The sequence below is a fragment of the Bacillales bacterium genome (assembly GCA_035700025.1).
Taxonomy (GTDB): domain Bacteria; phylum Bacillota; class Bacilli; order Bacillales; family DASSOY01; genus DASSOY01.
Map to the genome: position 1 here is coordinate 1 of DASSOY010000033.1, position 17591 is coordinate 17591.

Annotated in this window: 17 protein-coding genes; 3 read left to right on the forward strand and 14 right to left on the reverse strand. The window is 50.3% G+C overall.

The annotated features are described in order from the left end of the window. Positions 1–73: 73 nt before the first annotated feature. From VFK44_05870 to VFK44_05900, 7 genes are all read right to left on the reverse strand, one after another. Positions 74–1879 carry an MBL fold metallo-hydrolase gene (locus VFK44_05870; protein HET7627900.1) on the reverse strand — a complete coding sequence of 602 codons (1806 nt, stop codon included), beginning with the start codon at positions 1877–1879 and terminating at the stop codon, positions 74–76. Positions 1880–2041: 162 nt separating this feature from the next. Beyond that, positions 2042–3343, reverse strand: a complete 1302-nt coding sequence (locus VFK44_05875; GenBank protein ID HET7627901.1) for an extracellular solute-binding protein — start codon at positions 3341–3343, stop codon at positions 2042–2044. A gap of 58 nt (positions 3344–3401) precedes the next feature. Further along, a complete protein-coding gene (locus VFK44_05880; protein HET7627902.1) occupies positions 3402–4283 on the reverse strand; it encodes a carbohydrate ABC transporter permease in 882 nt (293 codons plus the stop codon). A 1-nt stretch (position 4284) separates the two neighbouring features. Further along, positions 4285–5178 carry a sugar ABC transporter permease gene (locus tag VFK44_05885; protein HET7627903.1) on the reverse strand — a complete coding sequence of 298 codons (894 nt, stop codon included), beginning with the start codon at positions 5176–5178 and terminating at the stop codon, positions 4285–4287. A 120-nt stretch (positions 5179–5298) separates the two neighbouring features. Next, positions 5299–6303 carry a LacI family DNA-binding transcriptional regulator gene (locus VFK44_05890; protein ID HET7627904.1) on the reverse strand — a complete coding sequence of 335 codons (1005 nt, stop codon included), beginning with the start codon at positions 6301–6303 and terminating at the stop codon, positions 5299–5301. Between the two features lie 87 nt (positions 6304–6390). Next, positions 6391–7752, reverse strand: a complete 1362-nt coding sequence (locus VFK44_05895) for an MATE family efflux transporter (protein ID HET7627905.1) — start codon at positions 7750–7752, stop codon at positions 6391–6393. A gap of 7 nt (positions 7753–7759) precedes the next feature. Next, complete coding sequence (locus VFK44_05900) at positions 7760–8140, reverse strand: OsmC family protein (protein HET7627906.1); 381 nt, start codon at positions 8138–8140, stop codon at positions 7760–7762. A 209-nt stretch (positions 8141–8349) separates the two neighbouring features. Here VFK44_05900 and VFK44_05905 point away from each other — a divergent pair, with 209 nt between their 5' ends. Then, a complete protein-coding gene (locus VFK44_05905; protein HET7627907.1) occupies positions 8350–8802 on the forward strand; it encodes a TlpA disulfide reductase family protein in 453 nt (150 codons plus the stop codon). Positions 8803–8828: 26 nt separating this feature from the next. Here VFK44_05905 and VFK44_05910 read toward each other — a convergent pair whose 3' ends face one another. Beyond that, positions 8829–9281 (reverse strand): VanZ family protein, encoded by a 453-nt coding sequence (locus tag VFK44_05910; protein HET7627908.1) that lies wholly within the window; start codon positions 9279–9281, stop codon positions 8829–8831. Positions 9282–9425: 144 nt separating this feature from the next. Next, positions 9426–9863: an anti-sigma regulatory factor gene (locus VFK44_05915; GenBank protein HET7627909.1), complete on the reverse strand. Its 438-nt coding sequence runs from the start codon at positions 9861–9863 to the stop codon at positions 9426–9428. A gap of 181 nt (positions 9864–10044) precedes the next feature. Here VFK44_05915 and VFK44_05920 point away from each other — a divergent pair, with 181 nt between their 5' ends. After that, entirely contained in the window at positions 10045–10368 is a 324-nt protein-coding gene (locus tag VFK44_05920) for a helix-turn-helix domain-containing protein (GenBank protein ID HET7627910.1), read from the forward strand. Between the two features lie 4 nt (positions 10369–10372). On the opposite strand, the gene VFK44_05925 is transcribed toward VFK44_05920, so the two are convergent. Next, on the reverse strand, positions 10373–10567 hold the full coding sequence (locus VFK44_05925) for a hypothetical protein (GenBank protein ID HET7627911.1): 195 nt from the start codon (positions 10565–10567) through the stop codon (positions 10373–10375). 434 nt (positions 10568–11001) lie between these two features. Next, positions 11002–11394: a hypothetical protein gene (locus VFK44_05930; protein ID HET7627912.1), complete on the reverse strand. Its 393-nt coding sequence runs from the start codon at positions 11392–11394 to the stop codon at positions 11002–11004. 196 nt (positions 11395–11590) lie between these two features. Here VFK44_05930 and glsA point away from each other — a divergent pair, with 196 nt between their 5' ends. Further along, a complete protein-coding gene (glsA, locus tag VFK44_05935) occupies positions 11591–12538 on the forward strand; it encodes a glutaminase A (protein ID HET7627913.1) in 948 nt (315 codons plus the stop codon). Positions 12539–12596: 58 nt separating this feature from the next. Here the strand turns inward: glsA and VFK44_05940 are convergent, their stop codons facing one another. The 3 genes from VFK44_05940 to VFK44_05950 form a co-directional block, all read right to left on the reverse strand. Then, positions 12597–14198 carry an amidohydrolase gene (locus tag VFK44_05940; GenBank protein HET7627914.1) on the reverse strand — a complete coding sequence of 534 codons (1602 nt, stop codon included), beginning with the start codon at positions 14196–14198 and terminating at the stop codon, positions 12597–12599. A 76-nt stretch (positions 14199–14274) separates the two neighbouring features. Beyond that, positions 14275–15870: an FMN-binding glutamate synthase family protein gene (locus tag VFK44_05945; protein ID HET7627915.1), complete on the reverse strand. Its 1596-nt coding sequence runs from the start codon at positions 15868–15870 to the stop codon at positions 14275–14277. A 56-nt stretch (positions 15871–15926) separates the two neighbouring features. Continuing rightward, complete coding sequence (locus VFK44_05950) at positions 15927–17561, reverse strand: acetolactate synthase large subunit (protein ID HET7627916.1); 1635 nt, start codon at positions 17559–17561, stop codon at positions 15927–15929. Positions 17562–17591 lie beyond the last annotated feature (30 nt).

The window sequence follows — 17591 nt, forward strand, 5'->3', positions numbered from 1 at the left end:
TCCGCGTTTTGCACGCGCGCGAGCACCGGCAGCGCAATATCTTCGCCAAACCGCACTTCTCCGTTCTCGATCTTCATCCGCTTCGCTCCCCTTTCACTGTGACGAGACATTCTGCTTGCTGCCCGTATCGCACATCGCCGATTGTCACATCAGCCGCGAGCCGCGCCCGCCGCACCGGCTCCGGCGGCGCCGTCACCGTAAAGGCGAACGCGGCGCGCTCTTTCGGCGCCACTTCGCCTTGCTTCTCCGTCTCTCCGACAACGCACCATCCGTCCGGAACGACCGCCGTCACCTTTATCGTCCGTACACCTACCGATGGATTTTTCACATCGACGGTAAACGTGAATTCTTCGCCCGGCGCAACTTCCTTCTGGTACGGCCTGATGTACGCGGCTGAACCGTCGCCGCGAAATTCGACGACATCCTCGGGCAGCAGGTCACGGTGAATCGCTTCCAGCTCAGCACCATCGGAGACGAGCTTCGCGAACATTTCCGCGTCCGTCCAAAGCGGCTCGCAATGGCCGGCGATGAGCAAATCCGGCCGCAGTCGCTCGTACAGATCGGCGCTGTCGCGGTAATCCCAAACCCGGAAACCGTTTTTATACACATAATTCGTATCCGTATCTTGATATTGATCGCCGATGGCGAGCACGCGCTTGCCGTCAACCTCGAAATCGATCGCCACCGCATACAACGTATGCCCCGATTGTTCGTACAACGTAAATTCATATTCTTCCCAAGCGATTTTATGCGCGAGCGGCAGCTGGCGGTCGACCGGAATCGCATCATACCAAATACAGGGCAAATCGTAGTCATCCGGATGTTCAAGAATATCGGCGAAGTTTTCCGCCGCCCACACCTCGGTGCCTTCGACGTCGCGCAGCAAATTGAAGCCGGCGACGTGGTCGTCATGAAAATGCGTCGGCAGCGCGACGTCAATTTTATGAACGCCGTACTGTTGCTTCAGCTTTTCGAGGGTGTATAGCCACGGCCGCCGCGACGCACGGTCCGCCCCCGCTGCCAACCCGGCGTTGAAGTCATACCCGTAATCGATCACGAGCGCTTTGCCGCTTTCCGATAATACGACATACGAATTCGCCCAGCACGTTCGATTGCGCAGCAAGTGACGCGTAATCGGGACGTACGGCTTCTCGCGCTTCGCGAGCAACTCCCGCGACTGGCCGCGGAACGCCATCAGGCGTTCGAGCCGCTCGAGCAGCAAATCGATCGCCTTGGCCGGCTGATCGATCACTTCCCCGTGGGACGGCAGCAAGTACGCCAATTTTATTTCTCGTAAACGCAGCAGCGACAGCATACTGTACGACACGCCTTCTGCGCCGTTGTACGTCCATTGCGTCGCCGCCAAGCTTTGCAATTTTCCCGGCCCGTAAATAAGATCTCCGCAGAAAGCTATTTGTTTGCCGTCAACTTTCGTCAGCAAACTCACGGAACCGATCGTATGTCCCGGCGTCGGTTCAACTTTCATCGTATAGCCGCAAAACTCATATTCACCGTAATCTTTCAACGTTCCTGCCGCCGGAATTGACGCCAAAGACGAAAATCGGTCGGACCGCATGTTGTAGTTGTTGTAAATTTCCCGCGCTTGCCAATGATTGTCCGCGTTTTCGATCAAATCGCGCTCCGTATGGGGAACCCATACGTTTAGGCCGGCGGCCGCCGGCGCCGCTAACCCTTGCAACTGATCGCGGTGATGATGGGTGATTAAGACGTCGGTCACTTTGCGGACGCCGATTTCATGCATATGGTCCATGACGCTGCCGCTGCCAAAATCAACAAGAACGGCTTTTTCTCCGTTTTTCAATACGTACACGTGACACGTATCTTCATAGACGTATACGTTTTCGAAAAGCTGTCTCATGGTCTAGTCTCTCTCCTTTCTCTCGTACCCTCAAACCTTTCCGTATTCGCAGCCGGACAAGCTTGACATACTCGCGCAGCATCGACTCAACTAAAACGTGCGTCGGTATCCCGACGCACGCACGAAACAACAATCGGAAATTTCCGGGAGTGCCCATCGTGGTTACTTTATTTTTATTTCTGGATACGACTCTTTTACTTTTGCTTTCAGTTGGTCGAACGCCCAATCATTCGACTTCTTTTTGTTCAACATATCGGTGACAATCTTGCCGAACATGCTGTTGATGTCTTCACGATATAGACCGGCCGGTTCCGCCGGGATGCTCATCGAAATGTCGTAGTACATTTTCAAAACTTTTTGATCGCCGAACATCGGCGGTGAATAACTTTCCATATTTTCTTTGTAAACCGCGACGTCTGAAGGCATGTTGCCCGTATGTTTCAAATTGTACGTCTGCCATTCTTTGCTTGCGTCAAATTTGACGAACTCGTATGCGAGCTGTTTGTTCGGTGTTTTCGAATAGATGGCGCGGTACGTGCCGCCTTCGTACGATCCGACCGGCGCTTTCGCAACGCCGAACTGTCCTTCCGCTTTGCCGTTGTCCGTATCAATCATGAAAGTCGCCCATGACGGAAGACCATACATGATCGCGGGCGCGTTCGGGTCATAGTTGTTCAACGCCGAACCCCATCCCGGCGAGAAGCCGGCCAATTTCGCGCCGAGATTGTTTGAGCGAATCGTCCGCATGACGTTCAATACTTTGTTCCATCCCGGGTCAATCGAAAACTCTTTTTCGTCGTTCACCCACGGATGCATTTGATATTTTTCCAGCGCGAACACGCTGTCCGAGGAATCAAGCAAATGGACTTTTCCGCCGCTTTTTTGCTTGACTTGTTTCGCCAGTTCGATCACTCCGTCCCAACTGTCGACCATCTTCGAAATTTTGTCGGGATCATCCGTGCCGATCCATTTTTTCGCCGCTTTTCGATGGTACCAAAACCCCGTTGGCGAAGAAGAGTCGGCTACGGCGCGCACGTTCCCTTCCTTGTCTTTGCCGAGAGCAGCGACGTACGGAACCATTTTATCGACGAGTTCGTCCGCTCCCATTTCCGACAAATTCGCTACGTACGGCGTATTGATGAAATAACTGATGTACGCCCTTTCAAGATCGAAAACGTCAGGGACGTTTGTTTTCGTTTGCAACGCCGTTTGCAATTTCGTTTTGTATTGGTCGCCGGGAAACACTTTGACTTTCACATCCACGTTCGGATGCGATTTTTCGAATTGTTTTGCGAGCAGTTTGACTTGCCCGAAATACGTCCAGACAACGAGTGTTTGCTTTTCTTTTTTTCCACTGGTTTTTGAAGCTGCGCCTTCATCGGTAGTTGATGAATTCGAACACGCGGTTGCAACGAGTGATACCGCCAACAAAACAATCAGAAGCACCATCGATTTTCTTTTCAATCCTCTCACCCTTCGTTAGTGAATTTTTCCGAGACTACACGATTCGACCGACTGACGTTCATTCTTTCAAAGCTCCTGCTGACACGCCGCTCATAATTTTCCTTGACAAAAACGCGAACAAGATCATGATCGGAACGACGGAAATGACAATGCCGACATACTGTGCGCCGTAATCAGTCCCGAATTTTCCCCGGGTCATGGCAATCATGACCGGAAGCGGCTGCAAATTGTTGTCAAACAACGTGATGACCGGCATGAGAAAACTGTTCCATTGGGCGATAAAGGCAAAAATGCCGAAGGTGGCCAGCGCCGGCGTCATCAACGGAAGAACGAGGCGGTGAAACGCTTTCCATTCCCCGCATCCGTCCATGCGTGCAGATTCCAGTATTTCGTCGGACACCGCGGAATCGCAGTTTTGTTTTAAAAAAAAGGTTCCGAATGCATTGGCGATCCCCGGAAGAATTAACGGCCAATACGTGTTAAGCATGTTGAAATTGCCCATTAAGCGAAAAAAACCGATAATGCTGATCTCCCCGGGTATCATCATCGTGGCGAGAATGAACCCGAACAATAGATTGGAATATTTAAACTTATACTTTGAAAAACCGAACGCTGTAAGCGCTGAAAAATAAAGCGTAAGCACGGTAGAGCTGACCGTAATGATTATGCTGTTTAAAAACCCGCGCCAAATGTTGACTGTTCCGATCAACCGTTTGTAATTCTCAATGAACTGGTCACCCGGCAACAGCAAAAACTCGGTCGATATGTCGGTGTTTGAATGGGTTGAAGAAATGATCATGCTGTAAAAAGGCAGCAAGCAGATCAACCCAACGAAAATCAAAATCAAGTAGACGATCCCCCGCCAAACGAGCCTTTTCATCCGTTCCGCACGGTTCAGCTCATAAATGTTTGGCGTTTGCAGTCGTGAAACCGGTTTCATTTCATCCCTCCTTTATCCCCGGCTGCGTTTTCTTTCGATCACTCGAGACTTTCAACGAGAACAACGACAGAACCAAGATAATCACGAAAATTCCATAAGAAACGGCTGAACCGTATCCATATTGAAAACGCTTAAACGCGGTTTCATATAAATACACCATCATCGTTTGCGTCGAGTTCCCGGAGCTGTTTCCAGCGACGAGCGGCACTTCGAAGATTTGCATGCCGCCGATGATGGAAGTGATGACGGTGAATAAAATGACCGGCTTCAACAGCGGCAACACGATTCTTACCGCCACTTGAAATTTGTTAGCGCCGTCGATTTCCGCCGCTTCGTACAACGTGTCGGGAATCGATTGCAAGCCGGCGGTGTAAATCAACATGTTGAAGCCGAACCATTGCCAGCACATGATGGAAGCCACGATCACTTGCGCCAGGAACGGATGGGAAAACCAGTTGACCGGCTGGTCAATCAAGTGCAAAGCCACGAGCAGCTTGTTGAAACTGCCCGTCTGCCAATCGAACATGAGGCTCGCCAACACCCCGATCGTGATCGGGGTCACGATGTTCGGAAAATAAAAAACGGCACGAAACAAATGACGGCCTCTTATAAATTTTTCATTCAAGATCAAAGCGAGTACGAGGGCGATAATCAGCTCCGGCACGATCGAGATGATCCAAATGATGAACGTGTTAGCAATTGATTGGTAAAAATACGGATTGTGTACGAGACGGACATAGTTTTCAAGTCCGGTAAACACCGGATCAGAAAATCCGTCCCAATGCGTGAAGCTCATGTAAAAGGAATACAGAATTGGATACAGGCTGAAGATTATGAAAATTACGAAGTAAGGGGCTATGAACAAATAACCGAAGCGCGACTTTTTTCGATTCACCGTATCGCTCCCTTGTTGTTATTTTGGGAACGTTCCCAAAATGAGTTGTACGGTCATTATACATCAGTGCAGGCAGATGTCAACACTATTTTTTCCAATTCGAATCGATCGTACAGAGACCTACGACATCCGCAAACACGAGTTGCGAATTACCAAACGGGGGTTCAACAGATGGCGCTTCCCGGGTTCGTCTTTTTTATCATCGATTTGTTCAAACAACACTTCCGCCGCCTTCATCCCGATTTCCGTGAATGGCTGTTTCACCGTCGTCAACGAAGGATAAAACCATTTCGATAACGGAATGTCGTCAAACCCGACAATCGAGAAGTCTTTCGGAATCCTGTACCCTTCTTCATGGGCGGCACCGATTGCTCCAAGCGCGGATTCGTCGTTCGACGCGACGACTGCGGAAAAGCCTCCCGATTTGATAAGCTTTTTCATCGCTTTATAGCCGCCTTCGTTCGACCAGTCTGAGCCGACTACCCAATTTCGGTTCACTTGCAATCCATTTTCGCTCAACGCGTCGAAAAATCCGTTCGCCCGCTGCTCCGTCGCCCCTGCGTTCCGAGGACCGGAAATGTAAGCGAAATCCCGATGTCCGATTCGATGCAAATAATGAACGAGTTCCCTTACTCCGCTGTAATTGTCGACATCGACCGAACAGATTTCTTCGACATCGGCATCATCCCCGATCAAAACGATCGGGTCCATCATTTCAGCCATCGCTTTTACATGAGCTGCCGACCGTTTTCGGAAACTCAAAAAAATCAGTCCGTCCGCCAACTCTTCGTACAGGAGATTCAAAAAATCGGTTTCCTTCTCGCGATGCGTGCTCCATGTATAAAAGACACAATCGTATCCGTGCCGTTCGGCGACAATCCGAATGCCCTTTAAGATTCCCGAATAAAAACGGTTGGCGATGTCATCGACGACGATGCCGAGCACTTGCGTGCGGTCCATCACAAGCCGGCGCGCATTCATGTTCGGGTGGTAGTTCAGCTGTTTGATCGCCTTTTTCAACGCTTCTTCCGTTTGTTTTTTCACCCGCTGCCCGTTCAAATAACGGGACACCGTGCTTTTTGATGTATTGGCCAATTTCGCGACATCTTTAATCGTTGCAGCCATCCTTGTCGATCCTTTCGTCGATCTTTTTAATGGGAACGTTCCAAAATAACAGCATCGTTTCGGGCACTCTCCCGTGCTGCCTGTCCTTCATTTAGAGGCCATGTCCTCGTTGGGTGCAAAGATTTCCACTTCCCGCCAGCGGCCGTAACGAAAATAACAAGCGGCGATCATGCTGCTCATGACGAAACTCGTTCCGATTCCATAAGCGATCCCGACTGCGCCCATCCAATGGGAAAACAGCGCAGACAACGGAAAACGCAAAATCCAAAAGGAGATTAAATTTAATAGTAACACACTGACCATCGCTCCCGCGCCTCTGACGATGCCGTTTAAAACAAAATTGATGCCAAGAAACGGATAAAAAAACACAACAGCGCGCAAGTAGTCGGCACCGAAATTAATCGTCGCCGCGTCGTCGACAAATAGGCCGACCAGGGGCTTCGCCAGCCCAAAGACGAATGCGGAAACGGTCAACGAGGCGGCAAACATGACAAGCAGTCCGTCGTTGCGCAATTTTCTCACCCGATCCCAACGGCCGGCGCCGATGTTTTGGCCGGCCATGCTGTTCATCGCCGTGCTCAGCGTCATCAACACCATCATGACCAGCCGGCTGATCCGTTGCGATGCACCGTATCCGGCGAGCACGGTCGGCCCAAACGCGGCAGCAACCCCGACGATCGCCGCCGAACCGGCAGAGATCGAAACCATCTGCAATCCGCCGGGAATGCCGAGCTTGAAAATGGCCCGCAGGAACTTTCGCTCAGGCAGGTGCGGCACCGTAAACGGAACGCGCCGGCCGTTGAGGCAATGCGCCAAGCCGCAGCCGAAGGCGATGCCTTGCGAGAGCACGGTGGCCAGCGCAGCGCCCGCGATCCCGAGGTTTGCAACCGAGATGAAGAGCGGGTCGAACGCGGCATTCAGGACGACGGCGAGGACAACGAAGCGCACCGGAGTTTTGCTGTCGCCGAGCGACCGCAAAACGGTGCTGATGAAGTTGTAGCCGAACAGGAACGGAATGCCGAGAAACGTGAGTTGCAAATAGCTCTCCGCGAGCGGGGTGACCGCGGGAGGAGAGCCGAGCCAAGAGAGCAGCGGGCGAACGAAAGTGAAGCCGGCGGCGGCGAGTAAGAGCGACAGCCCGCCGAGGACGACGACGAAGGCGTTGAGCGATTCGCGGAGGCGGGCGGTGTCGTTCGAGCCTTTTTGTTGAGACAGAATCGTGAGCGAAGCGCGATTCATGCCGATGATGAACGAGAGGACGGTGAAGGTGAGCGTTGCCGAGAGGGCGACGGCGGCGAGTGCGGCGGCGCCGAGAAGGTTGCCGACCCAAAGGCTGTCGATGATTTGATAGGAAGCCTGCAACAAATTGGCGAGAAAGATCGGGCCGGAAAACAAAAGCATTTTCTTCAGCAACGGTCCTTCGGTAAAATCGTGCTTCGTCTGGGTCATGAAGGCATCAGACCAATTCGAAAGTTTCCGTCACTTCGATGCTGTCGATGACCGACTGCACCATCGAACAATTCTTCTTTGCGACCTCCAGCGATTTTTTGATCTTCGCATCGTCAAGACCGTCACCTTTGATCAAGAAGTGAATGTGTATTTTTTCCACGCGGTCGGCTTTGTCAGGATTTCTCGTCACGTCCGCCCGGATGGTAATATCGTCATAAGCAATCCTTTTCTTGCGCAAAACTTTTTGCAAAACCGTTCCACTGCATACCGCCAGCGACGATACGAGCAATTGAAACGGGCGATAACCGAGTTGTTCGTCGGCGGAGACGGAAAGCGTGCCGTAACCGAGTTCCGCACGGAAACTCTCGCCGTTCATTTGAAATTCCATCAGACCCACTCCTTTCGAACTAATCTCATCTTATCACCGCCCATGGCATGCGAAAAGCATTTTGTCCCGTGGGAAGTCGGGTTTGCCGAGTGCTCATAAGGGTACATTAGTAACGCAGATGTTTTGACTCATGGACGGCGTTGTTTTACTATAATGATAATGATAATTACTTAATAATTATTTTAATAAAAAAGGAGTGGGTGACGCAGATGAAATTAAGGGAAGAAATGCCTGAACTGAAAGGCGAAGCCGCTTGGTTGAACGGTCAAGTGACGAAAGAAGAACTCGTCGGAGAGAAACCGACATTGATCCATTTTTGGTCAATCAGCTGCCATCTATGCAAAGAAGCGATGCCGAAAGTGAACGAGTTTCGCGATGAATACAAAGACCGCTTGAATGTCGTTGCCGTTCACATGCCTCGTTCACCGAAGGAACTCGACGTCGACGAAATCAAGGAAGTCGCCGATGAACACGGACTCACCCAACCTATATTCGTCGACAATGACCATAAATTGACGGACGCGTTCCAAAACGAATATGTTCCCGCTTACTACGTGTTCGATGCCGAAGGCCAATTGCGTCATTTCCAAGCCGGCGAAGGCGGAATGAAAATGTTGACGAAACGCGTCAACCGCGTGCTTGAGAAACAAAACAAAGAATGAGAAACGGAAGGGACGCCCTTCCGTTTTTACTTTTTCAGCAAGCGCACAACGATTATAACGTGCATCACGAGCGCCCAGCCGATGATCGCACCGACGACGTTCAGCAAGATATCATCAATGTCGAAAATGCGTTTGGCGTACGCGTATTGCAACGATTCGATCGTGAAGCTGGAAACGACCGCCACGAAAAACAACAAGAAAAAATTCCGGCATTTTCGAAACAAAATCGGCAAAAGCAGCCCTTGCGGCAAAAACAAGAGAATGTTGCCGTATACGTTTTTAATGAAAAGCCAGTAACTCCCGCTGTGAAGCATCAGCTCGATGCTGTCGAAAAGCTGCAAATTCACGGAACGGCCGTACGTATAATAATTATGAGTAAACAACGTCACATAAAGAAGAATGACGACATAGGTAAACCAACAAAGAAAAACGAATCTTTTGACCCTCATATCCATAAATGCCTGATTCTCCAGTTGCATGTTTTCACCTCGAAAGGACAGTGGTTTTATTTTAACAAAAAAAAAGACGAGCTTCACCGTCCTCCGTTCCCCCGAAAACCGAAAAACCGAATGCCCCGGCGCATACGGAAAAGATTTTACAGTTTCCTAACAAAAAAAAGAAAGCTATCCTTCACTTGAACTTTGCAAGGATAACAGTTTTTCCGTCCATTTTATGACTTCAATTTCCGTCCCAACCCCGACTTCGGAATGAATATCAAATTCATCCATCAGCCTCTTCACGCCGGGCAATCCAGCGCCTAAGCCTCCAGACGTCGTGTAGCCGTCCTGCAGCACCTTTCGAATGTTCTTTATTCCGGGTCCGTGATCTCTGGCTAGAATTTTCAATCCGTTTCTGTCGATCTCTTCAACCGGCTGTATACAAATTTCCCCGCCCGAGGCATAGAGCAATATGTTCCTTGCCAATTCCGACACAGTAGTCGTAAGACGCACTTGATCGACTTCGCCGAAACCGAGTTTTTTCGAGATCTCTCTCCCCACTTTCCGAGCGATGACAATGTCTTTTTCGTCCCTCACTTGTATACAGGATTGGGTTTCTTGCATCCGCAATCCCTCCAATTCCTGTTGTAAGTCTTTCCTGCACGCAGCACGATTGGAACGGAACAATTCCCTTATTCGGTCGATTTTGATAATATCTTTATTATAAAGGAAAGATAAACACATTTAAAGAAGGCACTTTTTCGGTACTTAGTTACCGAAAAGTAACAAATTGGGGGAATGAACGATGGAGCATCCGTTAAAAATTACGCTCGACGTCGTCTGTGGAAAGTGGAAAGCTTTAATTCTTTGGCATCTACAAGACAAGACCCTACGTTTCGGAGAGCTCAGCAAAGCGATGCCGGATGTCAGCAGAAAGATGCTCACCCAGCAATTGCGTGAACTTGAAGATGACGGTTTGATTCATCGAGAGGCATACCGGGAAGTTCCGCCTCGCGTGGAATATTCCCTCACCACTTACGGCAGGGATTTAAAGCCGACGCTGGAAATGATGTATACATGGGGCGTCAATCATCTTGACGTCTTGAGCGAAGCCGAAAGCACAAGCTAACCTCTTAAATGATATAAGACAGAAGATAGATCCCTAATCCGATAATCACTCCGCCGCCGGCAACGGACAGAAACTCGATGCCATCCATCGTCGTTAGCTGTTCTTCCGTCGTCTGGCGGCTTGTCCTTTTTTTCAACGGGTTTACCCGTGCCTCTCTTTCCGAATCCAACCATGATATCGTTGCATGCACTTTTTCCATCTGCCATCTCTCCTTTGCTGTCTATACTATGATTGTTCCCGAAACTTTATGCGCACAAACCTAAAAGGATCAAAAATGCACTAAAGAAATTTCGTTATCGCCTTTCGGCATGTCTCGCATGCCTTCCCCTGTATGTTGAATCACGCCTCTTTTCCTGCTGCGCACAGGAAAATGCGCCCGGAATAAGGCGCATCCTATCGAAATTCTCCGGTCCGAATAATGTTTTTGCAGCGGTGCAATGTAGAGGTTGTCCCAAAAATCTTAGCTTTTGGAGCAACCTCTGTTGACGGTAAGTAAATAACAATAATCTCCATTTATTTTTTCTAACGAACATTTAATCACCTTAGCACCGCTTTTTCGACCGATTTTTGATCTAACGAACATTTTCAGTGCTTAGCCCCCGATTCGCCGTCTTTTGGATCGGTCTGGAGCTTCTAAGGGTCTCTAATGTTCGTTACATTTGTCAACTGCTCATTTTTCACCGCTAAGGCTCTTTCATGTTCGTTAGAATCAGTGATGCCGTAAGGCTGACTTACGCCGAAAATTTCCGAATGATGCTGTTTCTGCCTGCCCCGCTTAGCGCGATAGTGCCATATGATGAGTCGGCCTTCCAAGTGTAGTCTAGTACCATTTGATGGCATTTTTGATCGGCGGGAGATCCTCTCCCCTTGTTCGAACCATTTCTTGATGTTCGACTTCGCAAACGATTTCGACTGTTCATACGTAATTTTTCCTGGCAGCGGTTGATCCTCGATCTTCGCTTCCGGCCCTTTTGTCCGCCGCACTATTTTCAGTACCGGCACCGTCACATTACCTACGTCTACCAACACCACCGCATCCTCTTCCGTTTTTTTTGTGTTTCCCACAAGCGCAAAACTTAAACGCGCAGCGTTGTTTGAAAAAGAGCCCGTCGGGAAAAGGAAGTAACAAAGTGAAAGGGGCGCTGCCGGTGGGACACCACAATCGAAAATGCGATCATCAAGGCGGCCGAACAATCGGCCGCCGATGAGGAGGGACGTTGATATGAAAGCCTTGGACGAAGCTTATTTGGAAGACGCGATTGAAGAGTGCCGGCTCTTTGCCGCGAACGGGGAAGTGTTGAGCAATCTTCCCGGACTTAACCAAACGAATCAAAATCATTTGGGAGCCACGATCATCAAGTTGGACGGCGAGACTGTGTCGGCAGGCGATTGTCACGATACAATCACACTGCAAAGCTGTTCGAAAATCATCAGTCTCCTGCTCGCCTTGAATGATTACGGCAAAGAGCGTGTGTTTCAAACGGTCGGCATGGAGCCGATGCAAGACTTTTTCAATTCGATCAGCCATTTGGAAATGTATGAGGATCAAAAGCCGATGAATCCAATGATCAATGCCGGCGCGATCGCAGTCGCTTCCTTGATCAAAGGCAAGTCCGTCGAGGATCGGCTCGAAAGAATCATCGAGTTGTTAAAGAAAATTACCGATAAAGAAGAAATCGTCATGAATAAAGAAGTGTATGAGGCAGAAAAACAGAGCGGCAGCCGCAACCGGGCGCTCGCCTATTTTATGAAAAGTACCGGAACGCTCGTAACGAACGTCGAAGAGGCGCTCGACCTGTATTTTCGTTTCAATGCAATCGAAGTCGACTGTTATGACCTTGCAAAAATTGCCTTGTTTTTCGCCAGAGGCGGTGTGTTGCCGAACAGCGACGAAAAAATCATTTCTGCCCGCCATTTGCGAACGATCGAAGCAATCATGATGACTTCCGGCATGTATAATGAATCCGGACGCTTTGCGGTGGAAGCCGGTTTCCCGTGCAAAAGCGGCGTCTCGGGAGGAATCGTCGGAGTCGTCCCGAACCGGATGGGGATTGGCGTTATCGGACCGGCAATTGACAAAAAAGGCAACAGTACGGCCGGCGGCGCTTTGATTCGCAAGCTTTCCCTCGATTTCAAATTAAATCTGTTCGAAATCGACCATCTCTCGTAAAAGAAAGCTGACGCTCATTCGAGCATCAGCTTGAAAACAATGGGAATCGCTCCATTCGCTATAAGCGGGTGCAATCGTACTTTTTCTCTCCCGCTACCCACGTTTCCTCCACTTGAACGTCTTTCAAACGAAAGGCGTCTACTTCTTCCGGATGATCGGAAAGCAAAAGAAAGTCGGCATCATAACCTTCCACAATTTTGCCGCGGTTGTTCTCTTGAAATGCTAAATAGGGCGGCGTCTCCGTATACGCCCGGAAGATGGCGTCCAGCGGCAGTTTCTCCGTCGGCATCCAACCGCCTTCAGGATTTCCGTTCTCATCGGTCCGGTTGACAGCCGCGAAAATGCCCATAAACGGATTAAGCGGGCTGATCGGGCAGTCCGATGAACCGGTGAACGGGATCGCTTCTCGATAAACGGTCCCCCACGAATCGCAATAACGCGCCCGATCCTCGCCGCTCCACTTCGCTTTTTTATCATATTCGCCCATGAGGAAGCCAGGCTGAATTTCGCAATACGGCTTGATTTTTTTCAACCGTTCGATCAAATCCGGTTCCAACTGCTGAATATGAATGATTCGATGCCGCATGCGTTCGGCACCGACCTTCTCGATGGCATTCAGCGCTTGTTCAACAGCAGCATCACCGATCGCGTGCATCGTCACTTGCATGTCGTTCTCGTCCGCTAGACGGACCATCTCATCGACGTCTTCCTGCCCGTAAACGAGCGTTCCCCGCGTCTCCGGATGATCGTGGTACGGCCGCCGCATTGCCGCTGTATGCAGCCGCTGCGTGCCGTCCAAAAAAATCTTCACCGCTCCCACTTTGACCCGATCGGTTCCCTCTCCGCTTCGCAGCTCCCAGTTTTCGAGAAACTCGCCCAAATCGTCCGCATTGTAAACGTAATGGTGCAAATATGCGTGAATCGGCAACTTTCGTTGGTTTTCCAAGTTCGTGTACGCTTTCCAAACCCGCTCGTAAGATCCTGTAAAATTAAGATCGTCGGTGTGGACAGCCGTGATTCCGTATTTCAGCAAATGAGGAATCGCCTCTTCAACCGCTGCCTGCACTTCTTCCACGCTTCGTTGACGAAAGTGAAATTTTATGTAATGAACTGCGGTATCCTTGAACCTTCCGGTCCATTCCCCCGTTTCGTCTTTTTCAATGAAAACGTCGTGGTTTTCTTCGAGTTCCGGCTCGTTTTTCAATAGGTCCAGTGCTTTTTCGTTCACGACCGCCTGATGTCCGTCATCATGCAGGAAAAACATCGGCGCATCGAATTCGAAAACGCGCAAATCTTTCGCCGTCAACACGTGATCGAGATCCTCGAATTGGTCGTCCACCATGCCGTTGCCGACAATCCAGCCGTATTGTTCCAGTCGATCGTAGTGATTGCGGACCGATCTTTGGAACGCTTGCCACGACTTCGCCTTTCGTAAATCGAGTTCCTTTTTCATCAATCCGTAACGAAGCAAATGAAGATGCGAATCCGTAAACGCGGCGCTCAACGTCCTTCCTTTTCCGTTAATCACATGTGCTCCTCGCTCGCCAAATCTTCCCTCATTCACTTCGCGAATTTTCCCATCATCGATTTTTACGTGGCCGATCGTATTCACTTTTCCATGCCCGGGACGATAAACATAGACGTTGTCGATAATTTTCATCGTTTGCCTCCCTCCATAGAACGGTACCCGTCATTGGAATTGAAAAAACCGCCGGATTGTTCTCCGGCGGTTCCCGTCAACTCGTTTCCTGCAGTTTCTCGACGTTATCAATTTCGTTAAGCGCGTATGTGCGCCCTCTTTCATCTTTGTACATGACATGCTTTCTTTCGAACTTCGTCGGCGAATCAATGCCTGCGGCCGCGGCCACGCGGAACAATCCTTCCCGCAGCGTGACGAGGAAATTCGTCGCTCGGTACATCTTTTCTTCGATCACGAGCGCTTTTTGTAAATGCGGATCGGTCGTCGCAACGCCGACGGGGCACTCGTTCGTATGGCACCGCTGGGCCATGATGCAGCCGACAGAGATCATAAAACCTCTGGCGATGTTGACGAGGTCCGCACCCATGCCGAGAATTACGGCGATTTTATCAGGTGTGATCAATTTGCCCGATGCAATGATTTTCACCCGGTCGCGAACGCCGTGACGGCGCAATGTGTCATCAACGATCATCACCGCCGATTTCACCGGCAGCCCGACGCTGTCCGCCAAATCTTGATACGATGCCCCGGTTCCGCCTTCCGAACCATCCACTGTAATGAAATCCGGCCCTTTTCCCGTTTCTTTCATGTAAGCGGCCAACTCCTCGACCGAGTCGTTTCCGCCGACAACAATTTTTATCCCGACCGGCATCCCGGTCTGTTCGCGAATTTTTTCAATAAAACTAAACATCGACGGCACATCGTGAAATTCATTGAAACGGTTCGGACTGTTGATCGTTTTCCACGGCTCGACGTTACGGATTTTCGCGATTTCTTCTGTTACCTTCTTTCCATCGACGTGGCCGCCGCGCGTTTTCGCCCCTTGCGCGAGCTTCAACTCAAATGCCTTCACTTGCGGCGTTTCCGCCTTTTCTTTTAACAGCTCCCAACTAAACTCGCCATCTTTTGTACGAACACCGAACAGTCCGGCACCGATTTGCGCGATGATGTCCACATCTCCTTTCAAATGATACGGAGACAATCCACCCTCGCCGGTGTTCATCCAAGAACCTTTCGCCATGCCGATCCCGCGTGAAAGCGAAGTGATCGCGCGATCACCGAGCGATCCGTAACTCATTGCCGACATGCCGACGAGACTGCGCACTTTGAAAGGATGCTTGCACGTTTCCCCAATCACCACAGCATCCTCTTCCGGCAGCAGCCATGGCTTGATTCGCGTTTCTTCCATGTGTTCCTTGCGCGTAAATAACCCTTCCTCGTCGATGTCATATTTATGAGTAAGGATCAAATCGTCGTTGTCAACACGCATTTCTTCGCTCTGTTTGGTGAACATCGCATTTTTGATGTAGTAGCCGGCTTGCTCAAAGTCTCGTTTTGAGCCGTAACCGAGCATGTTTTGCGCATATTTCGCCGGAAGCACGATATGCTGGTAATCCATTCTTGAAAACGGTTTTCCGGTATTGTCGTGATCGAACAAGTATTGCCGCAGTTCCGGCCCAATTTTTTCCGTGATGTAGCGGAATTTCCCGAGAATTGGAAAATTACGCAATACCGCGTGCTCTTCCTGGCTGCTGTCGACCGCACGCAAATACAAGATCAAGACAAACGGCGTAACGATGAGCACAATCAAAAGAATGAAAACAACCAAAGAACTGATTTCCACCCAGTTCAACCGAATTCCTCCTCTGTTTTTCTCTCTCTCTGTATGAAGTTGTCACAAGGTTCGTGCTAACATTTCATCGCTTTCATCGACTCGGTCAATTTCAGGTTTTCCTCGTAATCGACCGGGCAGTCGATCAGCACCGGTCCTTTTAATTTTACCGCTTTTTCGAGAAAAGGCACAAGATCTTTCGTTTTTTCGACGCGAAACGCTTCGGCTCCGTAAGATTTCGCCCAAGCGATGAAATCAGGATTGCCGAACTTAATGTTCGACGGCCGGCCGTATTCGGCTTCTTGTTTCCATTCAATCAACCCGTATCCACTGTCACGCCAAAGCAAAATAACGATCGGCAGTTGCAGACGGACCGCCGTCTCCAGTTCCATCCCGGTCATTTGCAGCGCCCCGTCGCCAACGACGGCGACGACTTTTCTGTCGGGATTGACGATTTTCGCTGCAATCGCTCCCGGCAAGGCGTATCCCATCGAAGCGAGCCCGTTCGAAATGAGACAAGTATTCGGCTCGTCGGCATGATACATCCTTCCCATCCAAACTTTATGCGCACCTACGTCGGAAAGAACGATATCCTCTTTGCTGAGCACCGCCTGCAAATCGGAAATGATCCGTTGCGGCTTGACCGGAAACGATTCGTCCTGATCGTGCTGGTGCACGTCTTCTTCCATGCGCTCGCGCAATTTCGCGTAATAAGGATCGATTTTTCTCCGTTTGCCGACCTTTTCCGTAATCCGCCGCAAATTTTCGGAAACATCACCGACAACGTTCAGGCGAACCGGATAGTGCATGTCGGTTTCTGCTTCAAGCGAATCGATGTGCAAAATCGGCCGCTCCTCCTTGTTCCATTTCATCGGCGGGTACTCGGCCATGTCGAACCCGATTGTAATGATCAAATCCGCATATTCAAACGCGCAATCGATGTAATCGCGGCCAGGTACGCCGGCAGTCATGAGGCAGAGCGGATTTTTCCACGGCATCGCGCCTTTGCCCATGAACGTTTCCGTAACCGGAGTTTGCGTTTTTTCGGCGAACGCTTGAATTTCTTTGTCAGCCAAATCGCGAGTCACCCCATTGCCGCACAGGATCAACGGGCGGTTCGCTTCGTTAATTAGTTTCGCCGCTTTATCAATCGTCTCGTCCCTGGCGACAATCAGATTTGGCAATTCGTACGACGGATCGAGCGGCGATCCATCGATTTCCATGGAAGCCACGTCTTCCGGCAATTCAATATGCGTTGCACCCGGTTTTTCCGACGTCGCAACATTGAAGGCTTTGCGAACGACCTCGGCGGTAATCTCTTTCGCACGAATGGAAGCATTCCATTTCGTTACCGGCCGGTAAAGGCCGACAAGATTGTACGTCTGATGGGATTCCTTATGCTGGCGGTTCATGCTCGCCTGTGCAGTGATCGCCACGAGCGGAGAGCGGTCCATGTTGGCATCGGCAACACCGGTCAACATGTTCGTGGCTCCGGGACCGAGCGTCGAAAGACAAACCCCGGGACGGCCGGTCAAACGCCCGATCATGCCGGCCATAAAGGCGGCGCCGGTTTCGTGACGCGTAACGATAAACTCGATATCCGATTCAAGAAGAGCATCCATGAAAGCGAGGTTTTCCTCGCCGGGGACGCCGAAAATATAGTGAACGCCCTCTTCCTCTAAACATTTCACGAGCAGTTCTGCAACGGTCATAGCGAATCTCCTTCCTTGTTGTTTGCGACA